Below are 18,066 nucleotides of genomic sequence, written 5' to 3' on the forward strand. Positions count from 1 at the left end.
TTTTCAACTCCTAAAAATCTCTGTATCCACTTCCACTCCTAATCCGGGAAGTTCAGGGCATTTTACTTTGCCATCTACAAAATTAAATCCTTCCTTAATTATATCATTTTCATGTAAGTCTATGCCAATATATAAATCATGAGGATAGGATAAAACCTTTGAACTTGCAACAAAATGTATGCTTGCAGCTATACCAATTCCTAATTCCAAATTACTCCCAGCAGTTGCCCTTAATTCAGCAGATTCTAAAACATTGCTGATTTTTTTTGCAGGCAAAAGCCCACCTACTTTACCAACTTTTATATTTACTATGTCCGCAGCATTATTTGAAATAACATTATACACATCATGAAAATTGGATACTGCTTCATCTGCCATTATTGGAGTATTTAGTTTTTCTCTAAATTTCCTTAATCCTTCTATATCCCATCTTTTAACGGGCTGTTCTATGCTTTCTATATCAAACTTCTCCAATTCTTGAAAAAGTTTAAGAGATGTAGGATAATCGTATCCTTGATTTGCATCCAGCCTTATTTTAATTCTATCTCCAAAATAATTTCTTATAGTTTCAACTAATTGATAATCTTTCTCGGGCGAATTGCCTACTTTTAATTTTATAACCTTATAACCCATATTGACGTAATATTCGGCTTCTTTAACGGCATCTTTTAAGTCTTCTTTTATTCCTACTACCCATGTAAGTTCAATATCCTCTCTAACCTTCCCGCCTAACAATTCATAAACGGGTAAATTTAATGTTTTACCCATTGCATCATATACAGCCATATCAATACAGGCTTTGGCTGCATAATTACCGTATATGGCTTGGTCCATAATTTCGTGTATCTTTTCTATATCGAAAACATTTTGGCCTATTAACCGAGGTTTTATATACTTTTGTATGATTAGTTCAATTGTATATGCTGTTTCTCCCATAAAAGCAGGAGCCGGTGAAGCTTCCCCGTATCCTTTTATCCCATCTTCCGTAATTACCTCAATAATTGCATGAGGCCTGGTTTTCGTCCCGTAATATGATATTTTCCATTCATTTTTTAAAGGTATTTCTACAACTGTCGTATTTATATCTTTTATATTACTTTTTATAACCATGATGCATTACCTCCTATTTTGATGAAAAATAATCATAAATAATAGAGCCTAATGTGTTATGAGTTTTTATCCCTTCCAAATTATTTTTAAGATTACTCATCATTACAACAACAATGACCTCTCTATCATTAATATAAAGAATACCAGCATCATGCTCTACCGAAGGTAGATCTCCAGTTTTATGAGCAAATTTTATACCTACTGGCATTAATAAGGGTAATTTATTATTACACTGCTGTTTTAAAAGTATATCTATCATTTCCTTTCTCGAATCTGATAACATATCTTTACTCTCTGCCATATTTTTTAATATCATATATGTATCCTTTGCAGAAGTAAAATTATCCAACCCTTTTGCCTTTGCTTCCAAATCCATCATTTTTCTTTGAAGAACAGTATCATTCATTCCTAATTGTTTTATTTCTTCATTAATATGCTCCATGCCTAATATATTAATTAATATATTTGTTGCAGTATTATCGCTTAAAATTATCATCAAAGTAGCTAAGTCTTTTATTGATAAATTTAATCCGGCATGAAGATATTGAATAACTCCAAAACCCGGTGCTTTATTTTCATCTTTTAATATTATTTCTTGATTGAGATTTATTTTCCCTTTTTCAGCTTCTTTGTATAATTTCCATAAAATCCATAATTTAATTATGCTTGCAGCAGGATAAATTTTGTCTTCATTAATAAAAACTTTTTCATCATCTTTCAAATCATGAATTATTATACTACATTCACCTTCAAGCCCTTCCAAAGTTTTCTTTATCTTATCTTGTAACATACTTATTCACCTCATGCTTTTAATATATCATCAGGATAATATTGGGGTTTCCTATCATAATACATAGGTATTAAGGATCGTACTTTGTCTAATGCTGAAAAATCTATATCAGCTAATATAATGTTTTCCTCCTCTTCTGCTTCTGCCAATATTTCTCCCCAAGGATCTATAACTATTGAATGCCCAAAATAACTATTAACACCAGCAGAACCAACCCTGTTGCAAGCCGCTACAAAAAGTTGGTTTTCAATAGCCCTTGCTTGTAATAATGTTCTCCAATGATGAACTTTTGGTTTAGGAAAGTTAGCAACGGTTATAATAATCTGTGCTCCTCTAACTGCATATGTCCTGCTTAATTCAGGGAACCTTATATCATAGCAAGTCATCAATGCTATTTTCCCAAACTCTGTTGAAAATACCGGCATTTCACTTCCATTTTTAAAACCTTTATCCTCTCTCATTGCACTATAAAGATGCATTTTTCTATATTTGCCTATAATTTCACCTTTTTTATCTATAAAAAATATAGTGTTATACGTATCTTTCCCATCAAATTCCGGCAGTGAACCTCCAACTATATATACTCCGTTTTCCTTTGCCAAATTTCTAAGCAATGTAACAGAAGGGCCATCTTCTTTTTCAGCATAATCCATTATATTATCAAAGACCTCTTCAGAATAACCTGTAGTCCATGTTTCAGGTAAAACTAATATATCAGTATTTAACTTACTTGCTTTTGATATTAAATCTTTTACTTTTTCTCTATTAGCTTCTGGATTTTTATATTCTATAGCAAACTGCAAAATCCCCAATCTAAACATTAAAAATTCCCTCCTTTTTTGTTTTTTAGCCTATATAGCCCTGCACGAAATTATCGGCAGGGCTATATGATTAATTAAAACTTATACAGGAAAGCTCTGACAACAACATAGAGCACTGTAAATATTGTTATCAAAATACCATTTTTTATCATGCTCTTTAAATCTTTGGACCTAGCAAGACCCATTTGTCCGACCATATCACCAGTTGGATACGCAAAAAATGTAATTTGAGAACCTACTAAAAGTACTAAAGCCCATAGGTGCATCGGGAAATTAAGTTGATTTACAATTGGTAAAAATAGTTCATGAATAACCTTTTCTTGAGCCACCGCAGCACCAGTTACTCCAAATACACCAACTAAAGTGCTTATAATCATGAATAGTTTTGGTCCACCAACATCTATTAAAGGTTTTAAATATCCGGCCAATGCATCAAAAGCTCCAGATTTTGTTATAAAATTAAGGAACGGATCGTATAAGACAAATAGGAAAAACAACCAATACATCCTCGAACTGCCTTTTATTAAAGCTTTTAAGACATCTTCAGCTTTCAATCCTGCAACAATACCTGTCAAAAATCCAACTATACCCATTACAACTATTACATAAGCAGCACCTGCTTTGGCTATTATACCGTATATTATTAACGCAAGCATGGAAACCAAAAAAACATTGGTTGCTTTTACTACCTTTTCATTAGGTTCAAAATTGATAATGTTAACCTTATCTTCTTCTGAATAAGAGAATTTGCCTTCTGTTGCCTTCTGGGTCTGTTTTGCAACGAGAAAAGTAATTATCCAGACAATTATAGATATGGGTATACCTACATGCAACAAGTATTGACCATAAGTTATACCTGTTAACCCTAATGTTGTAACAACAGGTGGTACAAAGGGTCCTAAATATAAACCCGTAGCACCTGCACCATGTAATAAAACCCCTAATGTATTTGGAGTTATATTAAAGCTAGCAACGATTGGAATAATGATTGGGGCAAGTATTGCATTAGACCCCGCCATAGAACCTAGTAAAGAAACTAAAATTACGGAAGATACCATAGTAGCTATCATTGCTTGTTCTTTATTTTTCACACCCATTTTTGTTATTACTAGCCTAACAATGTTTTGAGCAACACCCGTTTGGCTTAATACTTCTCCAACCCCTGCTCCCATCAAAATAATAAAACCGATTAAGCCTAAAAATGAACCTAAAGCGCTAGATATAGCTACACCCAATGTTACCGGAGTCTGTTTTGTAAGTATCGCACCTAACACAACGCAGTATAAAACTACCATTAAAATATCCTTACCTCTAAACGATAAAATAATGTAAAGCAATAGAGGTAAAAAACCAAGAATTGCAGGAAGACCAAAAATCATTCTTTTCTCTCCTTTCTTTAATTAATTCGGATTTTACTATTTATCAAATATAAAATTTAATCACAGCCCCCTTTCTTGTTTATTCATAAACCTTATTCTCAAGAAGAATAGCTTCCTTTTTCTTCATTTTCTCTAAACTATAATCTTTATTTTTAGCACCGCAGGCGACAACCAAAGCATTGCAAACAGTCATAGCAGATACGAAAGAAAAGGCATTTGAAACGTTTTTTGCTATAAGGGTTATATCCGAATTTACAGCGATTGGCGAGGAAATATTGTCTGTTATTCCTATAACCTTGATTGACCTGTTTTTGCAGTATTTTGCAACTTCCACAGTAAGAGCAGTATACCGGGAATACCCTATTGTTATTAATAAATCATTTTTATCTGCATCTGCTAAGTGATCGTAAATATCCCAAGAAGAAGTATTTAATAATATTACGTTATCCATAAACTGTTTCAGCATAAAATACAGGTAATAAGCGGGTGAAAAAGAGGATCTAAGCCCTAAAATATATACTTTTCTTGCCTCCATAACAGCATTTACTGCTTTTGAAAATGATTCTATAAGATTTTCCGTAAGAGAAACTTTTAAACTCTCTATATTTGCATTAAAAATACTTTCTAATATGTTGTATTCTTTATCCATTATTGAAATTGAATCTCGTATCTCTTTCATTGGCATAACTTCATTTTTTACTAAAACTTGAAGTTTTTGCTGCAATTCAGGGTAACCGTTTAATCCTAATTCCTTAGCGAATCTAGTTATACTTGCAGGACTGACATTAATCTTTTCACTTAATTCTTTTATCGAAATAAATGAAACAGTTAAATAATTTTTTGTAATATAATCAGCAATAACTTTATTTGTTTTTGAAAACTCTTCATATTTTTCAACGATTTTATTTATGATACTTTTCTCCACTCTTTTTCCTCCTGCATTGAATATCTTTTTTTAGATTTTTTATTTTCTTTAAATTTATAATTCTATATGTTTTTGAAAATTCCTTCTCATTTTTTATGATTTTTGAAAAATTTTTTTCAATAATTTTTTTTAAAAACATGCCTAAAATAAAGACCTCAAGAAGGCACATAAAGAAAACCGTTTGGCTTGCAACTGCAGTGTTTGACAGCTATTACACCATGCCCATATAATCAACATAAGGAGCAACAGCTATCGCTTGAAGGACAGGCTAAAAACCTAATAATTCACATAACAATACTTAGATCTTAAAAAAGCCGGAGTGGCTCAATTTAAATCTGTTGATAATGGGTCATTTTAATTCGCTATTGACATATTTATTTCTTTTGACGAACTACTCCCCTCAGCTCATGAATACGGCGAACATCATCTTTCTATATATGGATTTGTTGCCGGAATGGCAGTCATGGCGTTAAGTTTATTGATGTTTGTATAATTAGAATATAAGGGATAGGCACAGTCTAAAGTAGCTATGCCTATCCCTTTAATTTAATATTAGTACTCTATTTATATTCTTACCTGTAAGACAGTTTTGTAAAAAATTATTTATTATAGAAAAGAGGAAGTTCTTTTATATAAATGATATCATCTCGCTTAACAGCATCTCCTTCTGCAAGAATAGCTGCCTTTGCAACAACTATTCCGCCTACCTTTTCAACAAGTTTTTGTGTTGCAGCAATTAATTCACCAGTACTAACCACATCATCAATAATCGCTACTCTCTTCCCCTTAATTTTAGCAACATCATTGCTATCCAAATATATAATCTGCAGCACAAACCAGTTCGGTATCTCCCAGAATAACAAAACTTGCTATCTACTTTCACTATCAAGGACGCAAGCATGCTCCGCGCACATATGAAAAGCCCGCAATTACGCGGGCTTATTTTCATTTAATTTTAAGTTTTATCTACATAGTAATAAGGTTTACCATTTATAAAATTTAAAACAATTTTTTAAAGAAAAATCCTTTACTAATTACATGCAAACTTTATTTTTTCCAAATAACCCAAAATATACAAAAATGCAAAAGCAGGTATGCGCATTACTGGGACTTTTGTATCTACAGGTAACTTCCCGTAATCTTCCGCCTTTTTGGTAATTATAAATGATCCGATTACTTCACTGCTATTCTTAGACATTTCTATAATCGCATCGCTTTCCTTAATCACGGGGTTTTCTCTAAATTTCACCTCAAAAAGAACCTTCCCCTGGGGAAGCTCAACAACAGCATCCACTTCCTTTTCATTACCCCCTGTCTTTCTATAATATCCAATCTTCGCCCTTACTCGGTTATAATAAGAAACTAAGTGCTTATAAACCGTGGTTTCAACCATTATTCCCATCTCTTCCGGTTCGATCAGCACATTATCCAGCATTAAAACTGCGCTTCTTATTGCAGCATCAGCAATATAAATTTTTGGTTTTGCTTTTAATATTTGCTTTCCGTCAAGACTAACCGGGTAACTAATATATATAAGATTCGCTTTTTCCAAATACTCTATATAATTAGATAAAGTTGCTGAAGGTGTATTGTCAAGCTCCTTGCTCATAGTAGCTATATTTATTATATTTGATGAATTAAAGCAAAGATATAAAAATACCTTTTCCAATACCGAAGCATTGCGAATATTAAATAAGGATGGTATATCCCGCTTCAAAACTTTATCAACTACATCCTCCCTCAAAATCCTTTGAGCAAAAAAATCATCTTTCGACAAAGCCAATTCGGGGAATCCCCCAACAATTAAATAACGAAAAAAATACCTTTGCAGCGGAGAAAGAGCATTCATAATATTATTTATCTCATACCTGTTCAGTTTATTTAATTCTAATATGTCATTTACAAACTCAGTAAGCTTACTCTCTACATTTAAAAGTTCACAATATTCATAAAAAGAAAGCGTAGGAACATGAAGGACGGTCCACCTTCCTACACCGCTTTCGCTGGCACCTTGAACCAATACAGGGCTTGCAGAACCTGTCGCAACAACTCTCCAATTAGGTTTTGTGTCATAATATACCTTTAACCAATTTCCCCAGTCTGGAGCATATTGAATCTCGTCAAAAAATAGAAAAGCATCCTCCGATGATGATATATTTGTTTCATAAATTTCAATTATATCGTCTAATCTACAAAATTTTAAAAGCGGATGATCAAAGGAAATATATATTATTTTTCTTGGTTCAATCCCTTTTTCCAATAAAGTTTCAATAATTTGATAAAGTATCGTAGTCTTTCCTACACGCCTCGCCCCCGAAAGAATTACGAACCGTCTTAATTCGGGATGTATAAACATTTTCATGGCTTCATAATATGCTATCCTTTTTACAGGCTTTACAAAATCTCCGGGTATCTTTCCATTTCGCCACCACGGGTTATATGAATAAAGCAATTTAAGTATGTTATCAGGAGTTACAATTGCCAATATTATGCACCTCCTATATATATTATAACCGTATTTATGATTTTTACAATAAAAATATAAATTATAGTTATTATTTTTTTGCTTATTTTATGAAATATATTTCATATTTTTGAAAATGTAGCCTTTTGATAAGGCAGCTTATAAAATTTTTAAATTATCCGAAGAAGAAAAAATAGAGGCTTTCATAGCCTCTTTTGCCATAAACTAAATATGATAAAATTTCCTCTGGACATTATGATTTTCAGCCATAGGGCCTAGGATGAGTGCAAGAACGATAGGAGATGCCGGGAAGTCAAGTTTCATAAAAATATACCCTATTACTCCGCTCACCAGCATGACTCCCACATCGAAAAAGCTATTGTTCATCGCATATGATCCCACAATGCACAATATGAAAATAAGCGGAGTAAGGATATTTTTAGGCACAGAAAGCACCTTTATAAAAAGCCTTATTCCAAGCAATCCAGTTATCAACATTATGATATTGCGTACTAAAAGGCTTTGATTAACAATATCTGTCACAAATCCCTAATAACTGTAACTATTGGTTCTTATATACTTTTAGGTTCTGCTAAAACTTTAGAAGGATTTATCACCGCCGCCTTTTTTGAATTTATTGTAATGTATTTTCAAAAAATGGGGTTTAGCATCGATATTATAATTATTTTAGGAATAGTGCTTTAATATAAAAAAGCCCGCCAATGCGGGCTATTTTCATTTAATTTTTTCCACATTAAAACTCACTATATTCCTTTCATCCTTGCTAAACTCCACTCCAATAAGATATATCTCCTCATATTCCCCCAAATACTTCTCAAAATATCTTTTTTCCTTCAATTGAGCCAAAGCACTACCCTGTGGAATATATTCTAAAACTTTAAACTCAAATATATAAACTTTTTTATTAATAATAACGCTCATATCTATTTTCCCATAATTTGTTGCATCTTCAGCAATTACTTTAAACCCTAAGGATGAAAAATAACAGTAAAAAACACTCGCATAATATCCTTCATACCCGGCTATATCATTTTTCCTATACCATTCCGCAGGTATCGAAGCAAAAAATGAGTAGAAAACTTCCTTCATTTTTTCAAAATCGTTTTCTAAAACCGATTTAAAAAGAGCGGTTCTATTTATTTCCTTCCTCCTGTAGTCCTCCACAAGATAATTCAATAAATGATTTGTGAGGCTATACCTTACCTCTAAGTTTGGAAAACCGAGTCTGTATCTTATTAACCCCTCGTTCCCAAGCTTTTCTTTAATCGTCAAATATCCCGCTTGAAATAAAAGATTTTCAGCATAAATTTGTTCCACATCAAAGCTGCCTATAAGTTCCTCTCCGGCTTCTAAATCTTCCATGGAAGGTATGTAATATTTATTGCCAATCATTAGTTTGATCAAAAAAGTAGGAGTGCCCGTCTCAAACCAGAAAGGGCGGAAGTTTTTTTCGCTTAAGTACAAAAGAACATCGAAAGGATTATAAACGGATTCTCCCAGCCATTTGTAGCCATTGTACCATTCCCTTACCTTTTTTAAATCAACCCCTTGCAATCTATCCGAAAATACCTTTTCAAATTCCTGCTGCGTATAACCGCAAATGACAGCATATTCGGGATTTAAAGTTATATCCTGCAGATTGTTTAAGCCGCTGAATAAGGATACTTTAGAAAATTTGCTTACCCCCGTTATGAAAACAAATTTAATATATTGATCCGCATCTTTTATTACGGAATAGAAACTTTTAAGCTCTTCCCTGATTGCCAAAGCCGATTCTTTTTCTTCAATACGGTCCAGAATCGGTTTATCGTATTCGTCTATAAGTATAACGACCTGAGCATTATACTTTTCGTATAATTTTTGTATTAGTTCAAAAAACTTCCCCGTAACGGATTCAAATTCTAATTCGATTCCGTACTCCCTGCAGTTTCTCAGTATTATTTCTTTTTCTATTACCTTTAAATCTTCAACATTACTTACACCGCTGCTCCCAAAGCTGATAGATATTACGGGGTATTTTTTATCCCAATCCCAATTATTTTCAAGGTAAAGGCCTTCGAAGTATTCCCTTTTGCCAAGGAAAGCCCACCTTAACGTATCCACAAATAAGCTCTTCCCGAATCTCCTGGGTCGAGATAAAAAGTAATACTTCCCATTGTCAACAAGTTTTTTGACAAAAAAAGTTTTATCAACATAGTAATAAGGTTCTTCCCTTATTACCTTGAAACTTTGAATCCCGATGGGCAACTTTTTATTCATTATATCCACCCCAGAAGCCGAATTTTTGCTGTCTTTTATACTCCTAAAAATAGGTAAATGGTGAAATAGCGCAGGTGTAATATAAGTTTAAATCCTCTCTATACTACACTCCCTTAAATTCCGCTTTTCCTCGTCGATCGCTATTCCTACTAAATTTACATTACGTTCCCAGCATAATAAGCTTAGAAAAACTATCCTTTACTTCCTTATTTGGAAAATCAAGTAAATATCCTTTCTTTTCATTTCTATCCTTAAATGTTAAATACCCCGATTGAACGAAAAAAATACTCGGGGGTGCATTCTCTATCTCATACGTCGTCAAATCATAGCTTTTGACATACTCTCCTATTATATCATCTATCTTAACCTTATTTTCTTTAATATACTCAACCAAGAACGATGGTGCTCCACTTTCAAACCAATAATTGTCAAACCTCCTTTTGCTAAAAAAATTCAATATAGAAAAGGGATTATATACAAAATTTTCCCCATCAAAGGAAAAACCATTGTAATTATGCTTTATCTTCTCCAATAATTCATCTCTTGTAGCCCTCAATTCTTCCGATACCTTGTTTATATATCCTTCAAAATACCTTTCAAGCTCTTCCTGCGTATACCCCATCATTTGAGAGTATTCTCTATCTATGGTTATATCATTCAAATTATTCAAAGAAGAGAATATCCCCGCCTTCGTAAATTTTGATATCCCCGTTATAAACACAAACCTCAAATACGGGTCCAAATCTTTTATCGTTGAATAAAAAAGCCTCAGTATTTCCCTTACCTTTTTTGCTATCTCTGGTTCCATTATATGATCAAGTATGGGTTTGTCGTATTCATCTATTAATATGACTACTTTCCCCCTCTTTGATAACTCATACACAAGGTCACTAAACCTCACTATTATATCATCCGTGCGAACTTTTAAACCATACTCTTCATATATCCTTTCAAGCTTCAACAATAACGTTTTTTCTACACTATCTGCATCCGTTGAGTTTATCTCGGTCATACTTATCTTTATAACGGGATATTCTTTCCATTCCCATTTATCGTATATATAAGTCCCTTCAAAAAGCTCCTTTTCTCCCTTAAACAAATAAAAAAACGTTGACACCGTCAAACTTTTACCGAATCTCCTTGGTCTTGATATGAAATACGGCGTTGACGATGAGGCCAATTCGTATATAAATTTAGTTTTATCTACGTATATATAGTCCCCTTCAACCAGTTTTTTGAAATCCTGTATCCCTATAGGAAGCTTTTTCACTCTTTTCACCTCTATTTATACAGTTCATCCATTTAATAAAAAAATTCTCTTAGTATAATTTTACCATTTATAAAATTTAAAACAATTTTTTAAAGAAAAATCCTTTAATAATTGTACTGACCCCCGGTTATTTGGACTTAAACGACCAAAACACCTCGACTCGCAGGAAAAAGCAAAAAAGGTCAAAATAAATGGGAAAAATAATGAAAACTATAAAATTCATTATTCCCTTTTTTCAAAGAGAGGATTTTCAAAGGAGTTTATAGAATATGCTAAAGAAAATAAAAATATCTATCTTTTTACATTAGAAGATATAAAGTGATGAATAATATTGTGATATAATAATCTCAACCAAATATTAAGGGGTGATAAATTGCTTTTACCTTCAGGTATAGATGATTTTAAAACCATAATCGAGGGAAATTATTACTACGTAGACAAAACCGGGCTCATTAAAGACCTGCTCCTTGACGGTGCAAACGCAATCCTAATTACCCGCCCCAGAAGATTTGGAAAAAGCCTCAACTTTTCTATGATAAAATACTTCTTTTCCAATGAAAAAGACTACTCCTACCTTTTCAAAGGCATGAAGATATACAATGACCCCATCGCTTCAAAACATATGAATAAATACCCGGTAATACATATCACTTTTAAGGATGCTAAAGCAAATTCCTGGGAAGATACTTTCGAAGTTTTAAAAAGTGCTATATCAAAAGAGTATGATAAATTTAGCTACCTTTTAGAATCAGAAAAGCTAAAAGACCATCACAAAAAATATTTTTTAAAAATACTGCAAAAAGAAGCAGAACCTGCGGACTACCGGGAAAGTCTTTCTAATCTATCGTATTACTTAGAAATCCATTTTCAAAGCAAAGTAATCCTCCTCATTGACGAATACGACGTTCCTATAGAAAGCGGATATGTAAACGGATACTATGAAAAAGCGGTTGACTTTATGCGGGGTATGCTCACCGCCGCCCTTAAAGGAAACACATCTTTATTCAAAGGTCTCTTAACAGGTGTCTACAGGGTCGCAAAGGAGGACATCTTCTCGGGCCTGAATAACCTCGTAGTATACACAGTCCTCGACGACTTTTATTCCTCTTATTTCGGCTTTACCGACGATGAAGTAAAGAAAATGCTCTCAGACTTTAACATGCTGGATAGATATGAAGAAATAAAGGAATGGTATAACGGATACAAATTCGGTAATACCGACGGCATATACAACCCATGGAGCGTTATAAACTACATTTCTCTTAAACAACCCCAGGCTTTTTGGGTAAACACTTCCAGCAATGATTTGATAAGAAACCTTATTGTAAAAAGTAGTACGGATATAAAAGAACAGATATCAAAACTTATATCCGGAGAAGTCATAGAAAAGGATATAAAAATCTCTACAGCCTTAAGGGATATAACTTACGACAAAGAGGCTATATGGAGCTTATTCCTATTTGCGGGATATCTTACCGCACAGGAAAAGTCTATAAAAGGATTAAAGGCCTATTGTAAAATTTTAATACCGAACAGGGAGTTAAAGGAATTATACGTTGATATATTTGAAACATGGCTAAAAAGCATGAATCTTGAGCCTAACAGCGTTGAAAGGCTTATTGAACACCTTTTTTCCCAAGATGAAAAATCCTTCGAAAGGGAGTTTAATGAAATCCTTATAAAAGTTTTAAGCTACCACATGTTAGGAAATGAAGCGGAAAGGGTGTATCAGGCTTTTGTCCTCGGGATGCTGAGCGTCCTCGGCGACAGGTTTGAAGTAAAATCCGAAAGGGAAAGCGGATTTGGGCGATATGATGTTGTTGTGATAGATAAAAAATTGCCAAGAGCTGTAATAATAGAGTTTAAAGTATCAGAAGATGAGGATTTAGAAAAAACAGCTTTAAAAGCCCTGGAGCAGATTGAAGAAAAAAGATACGACGTAGATTTAAAGGAAAGGGTTAGCGAAGTTGTTAAAGCCGGTATTGCTTTAAAGGGAAAAAGTGGGAGGTGTAAGATAGTGTAAAAGCCCGCCAATGCGGGCTATTTTCATTTAATTTTTTCCACATTAAAACTCACTATATTCCTTTCATCCTTGCTAAACTCCACTCCAATAAGATATATCTCCTCATATTCCCCCAAATACTTCTCAAAATATCTTTTTTCCTTCAATTGAGCCAAAGCACTACCCTGTGGAATATATTCTAAAACTTTAAACTCAAATATATAAACTTTTTTATTAATAATAACGCTCATATCTATTTTCCCATAATTTGTTGCATCTTCAGCAATTACTTTAAACCCTAAATATAAGCTTTCCCCGAATCTCCTGGGGCGGGATAAAAAGTAATACTTCCCATTGTCAACAAGTTTCTTGACAAAAAAAGTTTTATCAACGTAGTAATAAGGTTCTTCCCTTATTACCTTGAAACTTTGAATCCCGATGGGTGTTTCTTATACACTCTCCTAAAGCTATGTATTTAACATTATTTACAGTATAATTTTACCATTTATAAACAATTTTTTGCAAAAAATCTTTCTAACCAAATACCGCAAATCACATCAAATTATATATTATAGTTTTAACCATTTATTCGAAAATAAAATAGAATAAATCAGACTCTACATAATGGTTATTTATATATTGATATAAATAGTCAATTTGCATATAATAATATTAACCAAAATAGGAGGTGTGATTGATGAGAGTGACCTCATCAGAATTTAAAATGCGAGCGGGTAAGTATTTGAAACTCGTCGAAAAAGAACCTATTATAATCACCAAAAATGGTAAAGAAATAGCCAAACTCGTCCCAATAAATCAAAAAAATAAAAATAAAACCGATTTTTTATATGGACTTCTAAAAAATTACAAAGAAAAAGATTATACTTTGAAGCAGATCCGAAATGAAAGGATAAAAAAATATGAAAATAATGATTGACACAAATGTAGTCCTCGACCTTCTGCTAAAAAGAAAACCTTTTGATGAGGCAGCTTATAAAATTTTTAAATTATCTGAAGAAGAAAAAATAGAGGCTTTCATAGCCTCTTTTGCCATTACCGATATTTATTATTTTATAAGAAAAGAACTCTCTCATGAAATTTGTATAGAAGCTATAACTACCTTAATGGAAATTGCAAAGCCGGTTAGCATCGCAAAAAAAGACATAGAAAAAGCGCTTAGATTTTCAGAATTCAACGATTTTGAAGATGCGCTCCAGTTACAGTGTGCAAAAAAAATAAAAGCTGATTATATAGTAACAAGAGACGAAAGATTTTTAAAACTAACTAATAAAGCAATTACTCCTGATGAGTTTTTAAGACTCTAGGAAAAATAGCCCGCTTTAAAAGCGGGCTTTTACTTTCCAAGCAGATTGATCAAATAATCCCTGAATATTCCGTTTAAATCCTCCCTTTTTAACGCAAACTCCACCGTTGCCGCAAGGTATCCCATCTTGTCCCCCACATCATATCTTTTCCCTTCAAAATTGTAAGCGTACATCACTTCATAGTCCAAAAGCCCTTTTAGGGCATCGGTGAGCTGTATCTCCCCGCCCCTGCCTGGCCTGGTATTTTCGAGGATCTCGAAAATCCTGGGTGTTATTATATACCTTCCTAGTATCGCAAGGTTTGACGGCGCATCCTCAACGGAGGGCTTTTCCACCAAGTTTTCCACCTTATAAATCCTTTCATCTATGGGCTTTGCATCTATTATCCCGTATTTTGTAACATCCTCCCTTTTTACCTCCTGCACCCCTATAATACTGCAGTTATATTTTTCATAGACCTTTATCATCTGCTTTAATACGGGCACTTCTGAATCTATCACATCATCACCCAAAAGCACCGCAAAGGGTTCATTTCCCACAAACGTTTTTGCACAGTAAACCGCATGCCCGAGCCCCCTCGGCTCCTTTTGCCTTATGTAGTGGATATCCGCAAGGTTTGATATATCCTCAATGAGTTTTAAAAGCTCGCCGTTTCCCTTTTTCTTGAGCTCAAGCTCCAGCTCCACATTCCTGTCAAAGTGGTCCTCAATAGCCCTTTTATTCCTGCCTGTGATTATAAGTATTTCCTCTATGCCCGACTTTACCGCTTCCTCCACAATATACTGTATCGTGGGCTTGTCTATGATAGGAAGCATTTCTTTAGGTTGAGCCTTGGTTGCAGGCAAAAACCTCGTCCCAAGCCCCGCAGCGGGAATAACCGCTTTTTTTATCTTCACGAAAAATACCCCCTCACCTTTGATAAAATAAAATCTACCTCTTTTATCCTCATAAAAAGGATAATTATAAAATACACAGCCGCCCCAACAAAAATGGCAGATAAAAGCGAAAAAACCCCTCCGAGTATACTGTAACATTTAACATAAAATAACTTTGCAACTGCCCCCATCACCAACGAAGCAGTAACTACTTTTAAAAAGGTAAATACCATATCCTTCATTCCATAAGAGCCTATCTTCTTTTTTAAACTCAAAAACAAAAGTCCGGTGCAAAAAAGGTTGGAAATACTCGTAGCAAGGGCTATACCGCTTATCCCCATAAACTTAGAAAGGGTAATGTTTAATATTATATTCAAAACCACCGCATACACCGAATTTATCATCGGGGTCCTGGTATCCTGCAGGGAATAAAAAGCCCTTGAAAGAATAGTCCTTGCCCCTACCCCGGTCATCCCCAAAGAGTAAAAAAGAAGCGCTCCGGAGGTTAAAACCAAAGCCCTATTATCAAAGGCTCCCCTGCCGTAGACAAGCTTTGTTATGGGAACGGAAAAAATAAAAAGCCCGACGGTAGCAGGTACGAGGAAAACATTTATCAAATTTATATTCTCCCCTATAACCCTCTTAAATCCTTTTATATCCTCCGATGCCACCATCTTAGTAATCAAAGGGTACATTACGGTAGAAAGGGAATTTACAAAAATATCCTGTATAAAGCCGTTCAACCTGTTTGCATAATTTAAAGCAGATATACCGCCCACCACTATCCCCGATGCAATGGTCCTGTCTATTAAAACATTCAGCTGGCTTACCGATGTGCCGAGCATAACGGGTATAGAAAGGCTTATTATCTTTTTTAAATATTCATCCTTAAAATCCAAAAAAAATCTATAAAAAAAACCCTTTTTCAAAGAAAAAATAAAGACCAGAAGAAACTGAGAAGCAATGGCAATAACGCTTCCGAAAGATAGTATATATAAATAATTCAATTTTTTACTCAAAAATATGGATAAGATAACCAATATACTGTATGGAAAACCAACAAGGGCAGGGATTACAAAATTCCCTTTAATCTGCAAAAAACTGCTGAAAATATATGTAAGCCCGGTAAAATAAACTCCGAATACCGCTATCTTCGTGAAAGCAACTGCCATTTTAAAAGTTTCCTCTTTAAAACCCGAAGCAAAAAGCCTTACCACCGGTGCGGTAAAGGATAAAACAAATAATGCTAAAATTGTTGCAATTAATATAACAAAATTTACAATGTTATTCGTAAACCTTAAGGCTTCCCTTTCGCCTTTTTCTTTTGCAATACTTCCCATCAAAGGAATATAACTTGTCCCAAGGGCACCACTCAAAAAAGAAAAAACCACCGCAGGGATGGTTAGGGATATCAAATAAGCATCACTTATGTTTGACGCCCCGTAAAAATACGAAAGCACCGTTTCCCTTGCAAAACCCATAAACTTTGATGTTATAGATATTATAATTAATATAAATGCTGTTTTTTGCAATGGTAGACACCTCGAATGTTTATTTAAATACATTTTCTATAGTAAATACTTAATTAATTAATTTACAACTACTTCTCGCTTAATATATTGTTTAAAAATATATTTTTTTATCTTAGATAAAAAATATAAAATTTAATTTTCTCATTAACAATCTAAATTAACGACATTGTCTTTAAAATAATATTATTAACCGTATTTACATCATATTTCATTTCCGCAATTTTCCTACTTTCTTTTCCCATTGAAATTATTAAATCAGGGTTTTGAATAAATTTTTCCATTGCTCTTGCAAGTGAGTATGGGTCTTTTGTAGGAACTAAAAAACCATTAACTCCTTCTTTTACTGTTTCCTTGCATCCTGGTGCATTCGTAGTAATTATAGGCCTTCCCATAGCCATAGCCTCGAGAATAGAACGCGGTGTACCCTCTCTATAATAAGATGGCAAAACGTATACACTTGAATTTGCAATATATGGCCTAACATCTTCTGTTTCTCCTAAATATTCTATAATACCTTCAGAAATCCATTTTTCAACATCATTTTTTTTAATAGCCGCTGGATTACTATCGAAAGGCCCAAGTAGTTTAAAAGAAACTTCTGGATGACGAGATTTGAGCTTTCGAGCAGCTTCTACATATACTCCAATTCCTTTATCCCATATCAATCTGGCAATAAGTAAAAAAGATAAAGGTTTAATTGGTGGGCTCACGTAATAAAACCTATCTATGTTTACTCCTGAACCATTTATCAACACAGCTTGTGTACGATTGTCTAATATTTTCTCGCTTCTAAAAAATTCCATATCGTCAGGATTTTGGAAAAATACAGCTTTATTATTTTTCAAAGCTTCTTTGTATAAGATTTTTACAACTTTCTTTAAAATACCCTCTTTTCCTTTGTCTCTTGTAAACACATAACCTAATCCAGTAATCATTGAATAGACTGCCTCAACCTTTAAAATTCTTGCGGCAAGAGAACCGTAAATTACAGGTTTAATTGCATATGATAAAACAATATCAGGTTCAATTTTATTAATTACTTTTATCAAACTTAATAATGTCTTTAAATCTTTAGCGGGATTACCTCCAGTTCGATCTAAGGGTATTTGAATAAACTCTGCTCCCAGTTTCTTCAATTCATTTTCATAACCTTTTTCCGGCCCTAAAGCAATTACATCATGCCCAAGCTTTGATATAGATTTAATTAAATCCCCTCTAAAATTTATCAAAGATTTAGTATAATGGGATACTACTATAATTTTTGCCAAATAGAAATCCCCCCTCCCTACAAGA

At 33.6% G+C, this 18,066-nt stretch carries 15 protein-coding genes and 5 pseudogenes; 5 read left to right on the plus strand and 15 right to left on the minus strand.

Annotated features, from left to right (window positions below; genetic code table 11):
* Positions 1-3: 3 nt before the first annotated feature.
* The 5 genes from ACPLOV_RS01840 to ACPLOV_RS01860 form a co-directional block, all read right to left on the minus strand.
* Complete coding sequence (locus ACPLOV_RS01840) at positions 4-1,110, minus strand: mandelate racemase/muconate lactonizing enzyme family protein (protein ID WP_424910450.1); 1,107 nt, start codon at positions 1,108-1,110, stop codon at positions 4-6.
* A 13-nt stretch (positions 1,111-1,123) separates the two neighbouring features.
* Complete coding sequence (locus ACPLOV_RS01845) at positions 1,124-1,900, minus strand: serine hydrolase (RefSeq protein WP_424910451.1); 777 nt, start codon at positions 1,898-1,900, stop codon at positions 1,124-1,126.
* Between the two features lie 11 nt (positions 1,901-1,911).
* Positions 1,912-2,721 (minus strand): carbon-nitrogen family hydrolase, encoded by an 810-nt coding sequence (locus ACPLOV_RS01850; protein WP_424910452.1) that lies wholly within the window; start codon positions 2,719-2,721, stop codon positions 1,912-1,914.
* A 74-nt stretch (positions 2,722-2,795) separates the two neighbouring features.
* Positions 2,796-4,100: a Na+/H+ antiporter NhaC family protein gene (locus ACPLOV_RS01855; protein WP_424910453.1), complete on the minus strand. Its 1,305-nt coding sequence runs from the start codon at positions 4,098-4,100 to the stop codon at positions 2,796-2,798.
* A 79-nt stretch (positions 4,101-4,179) separates the two neighbouring features.
* The gene (locus ACPLOV_RS01860) at positions 4,180-5,025 is read right to left on the minus strand and encodes a MurR/RpiR family transcriptional regulator (RefSeq protein ID WP_424910454.1); all 846 of its coding nucleotides are present in this window, start codon (positions 5,023-5,025) and stop codon (positions 4,180-4,182) included.
* Positions 5,026-5,210: 185 nt separating this feature from the next.
* Between ACPLOV_RS01860 and ACPLOV_RS01865 the strand changes: the two are divergent.
* Together ACPLOV_RS01865 and ACPLOV_RS01870 are read left to right on the plus strand one after the other, a co-directional pair.
* Positions 5,211-5,305, plus strand: a pseudogene (locus ACPLOV_RS01865) (ATP-binding protein); the annotation flags it as partial.
* Positions 5,306-5,389: 84 nt separating this feature from the next.
* Positions 5,390-5,518 (plus strand): annotated as a pseudogene (locus ACPLOV_RS01870) (zinc transporter ZupT); the annotation flags it as partial.
* Between the two features lie 106 nt (positions 5,519-5,624).
* Here ACPLOV_RS01870 and ACPLOV_RS01875 read toward each other — a convergent pair.
* From ACPLOV_RS01875 to ACPLOV_RS01895, 5 genes and pseudogenes are all read right to left on the minus strand, one after another.
* A pseudogene (locus ACPLOV_RS01875) lies at positions 5,625-5,837 on the minus strand (adenine phosphoribosyltransferase); the annotation flags it as partial.
* Between the two features lie 218 nt (positions 5,838-6,055).
* Positions 6,056-7,510, minus strand: coding sequence for an ATP-binding protein (locus ACPLOV_RS01880; protein ID WP_424910455.1), 1,455 nt, complete (start codon positions 7,508-7,510; stop codon positions 6,056-6,058).
* A 204-nt stretch (positions 7,511-7,714) separates the two neighbouring features.
* On the minus strand, positions 7,715-7,987 hold the full coding sequence (locus ACPLOV_RS01885) for a tripartite tricarboxylate transporter permease (RefSeq protein WP_424910505.1): 273 nt from the start codon (positions 7,985-7,987) through the stop codon (positions 7,715-7,717).
* Between the two features lie 237 nt (positions 7,988-8,224).
* Positions 8,225-9,769 (minus strand): AAA family ATPase, encoded by a 1,545-nt coding sequence (locus ACPLOV_RS01890; RefSeq protein WP_424910456.1) that lies wholly within the window; start codon positions 9,767-9,769, stop codon positions 8,225-8,227.
* Positions 9,770-9,929: 160 nt separating this feature from the next.
* On the minus strand, positions 9,930-11,039 hold the full coding sequence (locus ACPLOV_RS01895; RefSeq protein WP_424910457.1) for an AAA family ATPase: 1,110 nt from the start codon (positions 11,037-11,039) through the stop codon (positions 9,930-9,932).
* 373 nt (positions 11,040-11,412) lie between these two features.
* Between ACPLOV_RS01895 and ACPLOV_RS01900 the strand changes: the two genes are divergently transcribed.
* Positions 11,413-13,062 carry an AAA family ATPase gene (locus ACPLOV_RS01900; RefSeq protein WP_424910458.1) on the plus strand — a complete coding sequence of 550 codons (1,650 nt, stop codon included), beginning with the start codon at positions 11,413-11,415 and terminating at the stop codon, positions 13,060-13,062.
* Between the two features lie 23 nt (positions 13,063-13,085).
* On the opposite strand, the pseudogene ACPLOV_RS01905 reads toward ACPLOV_RS01900, so the two are convergent.
* Positions 13,086-13,337: pseudogene (locus ACPLOV_RS01905) on the minus strand (PD-(D/E)XK nuclease domain-containing protein); the annotation flags it as partial.
* 3 nt (positions 13,338-13,340) lie between these two features.
* Positions 13,341-13,481 (minus strand): annotated as a pseudogene (locus tag ACPLOV_RS01910) (AAA family ATPase); the annotation flags it as partial.
* A 257-nt stretch (positions 13,482-13,738) separates the two neighbouring features.
* Here ACPLOV_RS01910 and ACPLOV_RS01915 point away from each other — a divergent pair.
* The gene (locus ACPLOV_RS01915) at positions 13,739-13,978 is read left to right on the plus strand and encodes a type II toxin-antitoxin system Phd/YefM family antitoxin (protein ID WP_424910460.1); all 240 of its coding nucleotides are present in this window, start codon (positions 13,739-13,741) and stop codon (positions 13,976-13,978) included.
* The gene (locus ACPLOV_RS01920; protein WP_424910461.1) at positions 13,962-14,366 is read left to right on the plus strand and encodes a putative toxin-antitoxin system toxin component, PIN family; all 405 of its coding nucleotides are present in this window, start codon (positions 13,962-13,964) and stop codon (positions 14,364-14,366) included. Before ACPLOV_RS01915 ends, ACPLOV_RS01920 begins: the two co-directional genes overlap by 17 nt.
* Positions 14,367-14,395: 29 nt before the next feature.
* Here the strand turns inward: ACPLOV_RS01920 and galU are convergent, their stop codons facing one another.
* From galU to ACPLOV_RS01935, 3 genes are all read right to left on the minus strand, one after another.
* Positions 14,396-15,262, minus strand: coding sequence for a UTP--glucose-1-phosphate uridylyltransferase GalU (gene galU, locus ACPLOV_RS01925; RefSeq protein WP_424910462.1), 867 nt, complete (start codon positions 15,260-15,262; stop codon positions 14,396-14,398).
* A complete protein-coding gene (gene murJ / locus ACPLOV_RS01930) occupies positions 15,259-16,773 on the minus strand; it encodes a murein biosynthesis integral membrane protein MurJ (RefSeq protein WP_424910463.1) in 1,515 nt (504 codons plus the stop codon). Before murJ ends, galU begins: the two co-directional genes overlap by 4 nt.
* Before the next feature lie 152 nt (positions 16,774-16,925).
* Entirely contained in the window at positions 16,926-18,041 is a 1,116-nt protein-coding gene (locus ACPLOV_RS01935) for a glycosyltransferase family 4 protein (protein ID WP_424910464.1), read from the minus strand.
* Between the last annotated feature and the right edge of the window lie 25 nt (positions 18,042-18,066).

This window comes from Thermovenabulum sp., from assembly GCF_049723235.1.
Lineage (GTDB): Bacteria > Bacillota > Thermosediminibacteria > Thermosediminibacterales > Thermosediminibacteraceae > Thermovenabulum.

Coding starts and splice junctions, on each gene's coding strand:
- ACPLOV_RS01915 (WP_424910460.1), top strand. CDS start 13,739: ATGAGAGTGACCTCATCAGAATTTAAAATGCGAGCGGGTAAGTATTTG.
- ACPLOV_RS01885 (WP_424910505.1), bottom strand. CDS start 7,987: ATGTTGATAACTGGATTGCTTGGAATAAGGCTTTTTATAAAGGTGCTT.
- ACPLOV_RS01855 (WP_424910453.1), bottom strand. CDS start 4,100: ATGATTTTTGGTCTTCCTGCAATTCTTGGTTTTTTACCTCTATTGCTT.
- ACPLOV_RS01890 (WP_424910456.1), bottom strand. CDS start 9,769: ATGAATAAAAAGTTGCCCATCGGGATTCAAAGTTTCAAGGTAATAAGG.
- ACPLOV_RS01845 (WP_424910451.1), bottom strand. CDS start 1,900: ATGTTACAAGATAAGATAAAGAAAACTTTGGAAGGGCTTGAAGGTGAA.
- ACPLOV_RS01850 (WP_424910452.1), bottom strand. CDS start 2,721: ATGTTTAGATTGGGGATTTTGCAGTTTGCTATAGAATATAAAAATCCA.
- ACPLOV_RS01920 (WP_424910461.1), top strand. CDS start 13,962: ATGAAAATAATGATTGACACAAATGTAGTCCTCGACCTTCTGCTAAAA.
- ACPLOV_RS01840 (WP_424910450.1), bottom strand. CDS start 1,110: ATGGTTATAAAAAGTAATATAAAAGATATAAATACGACAGTTGTAGAA.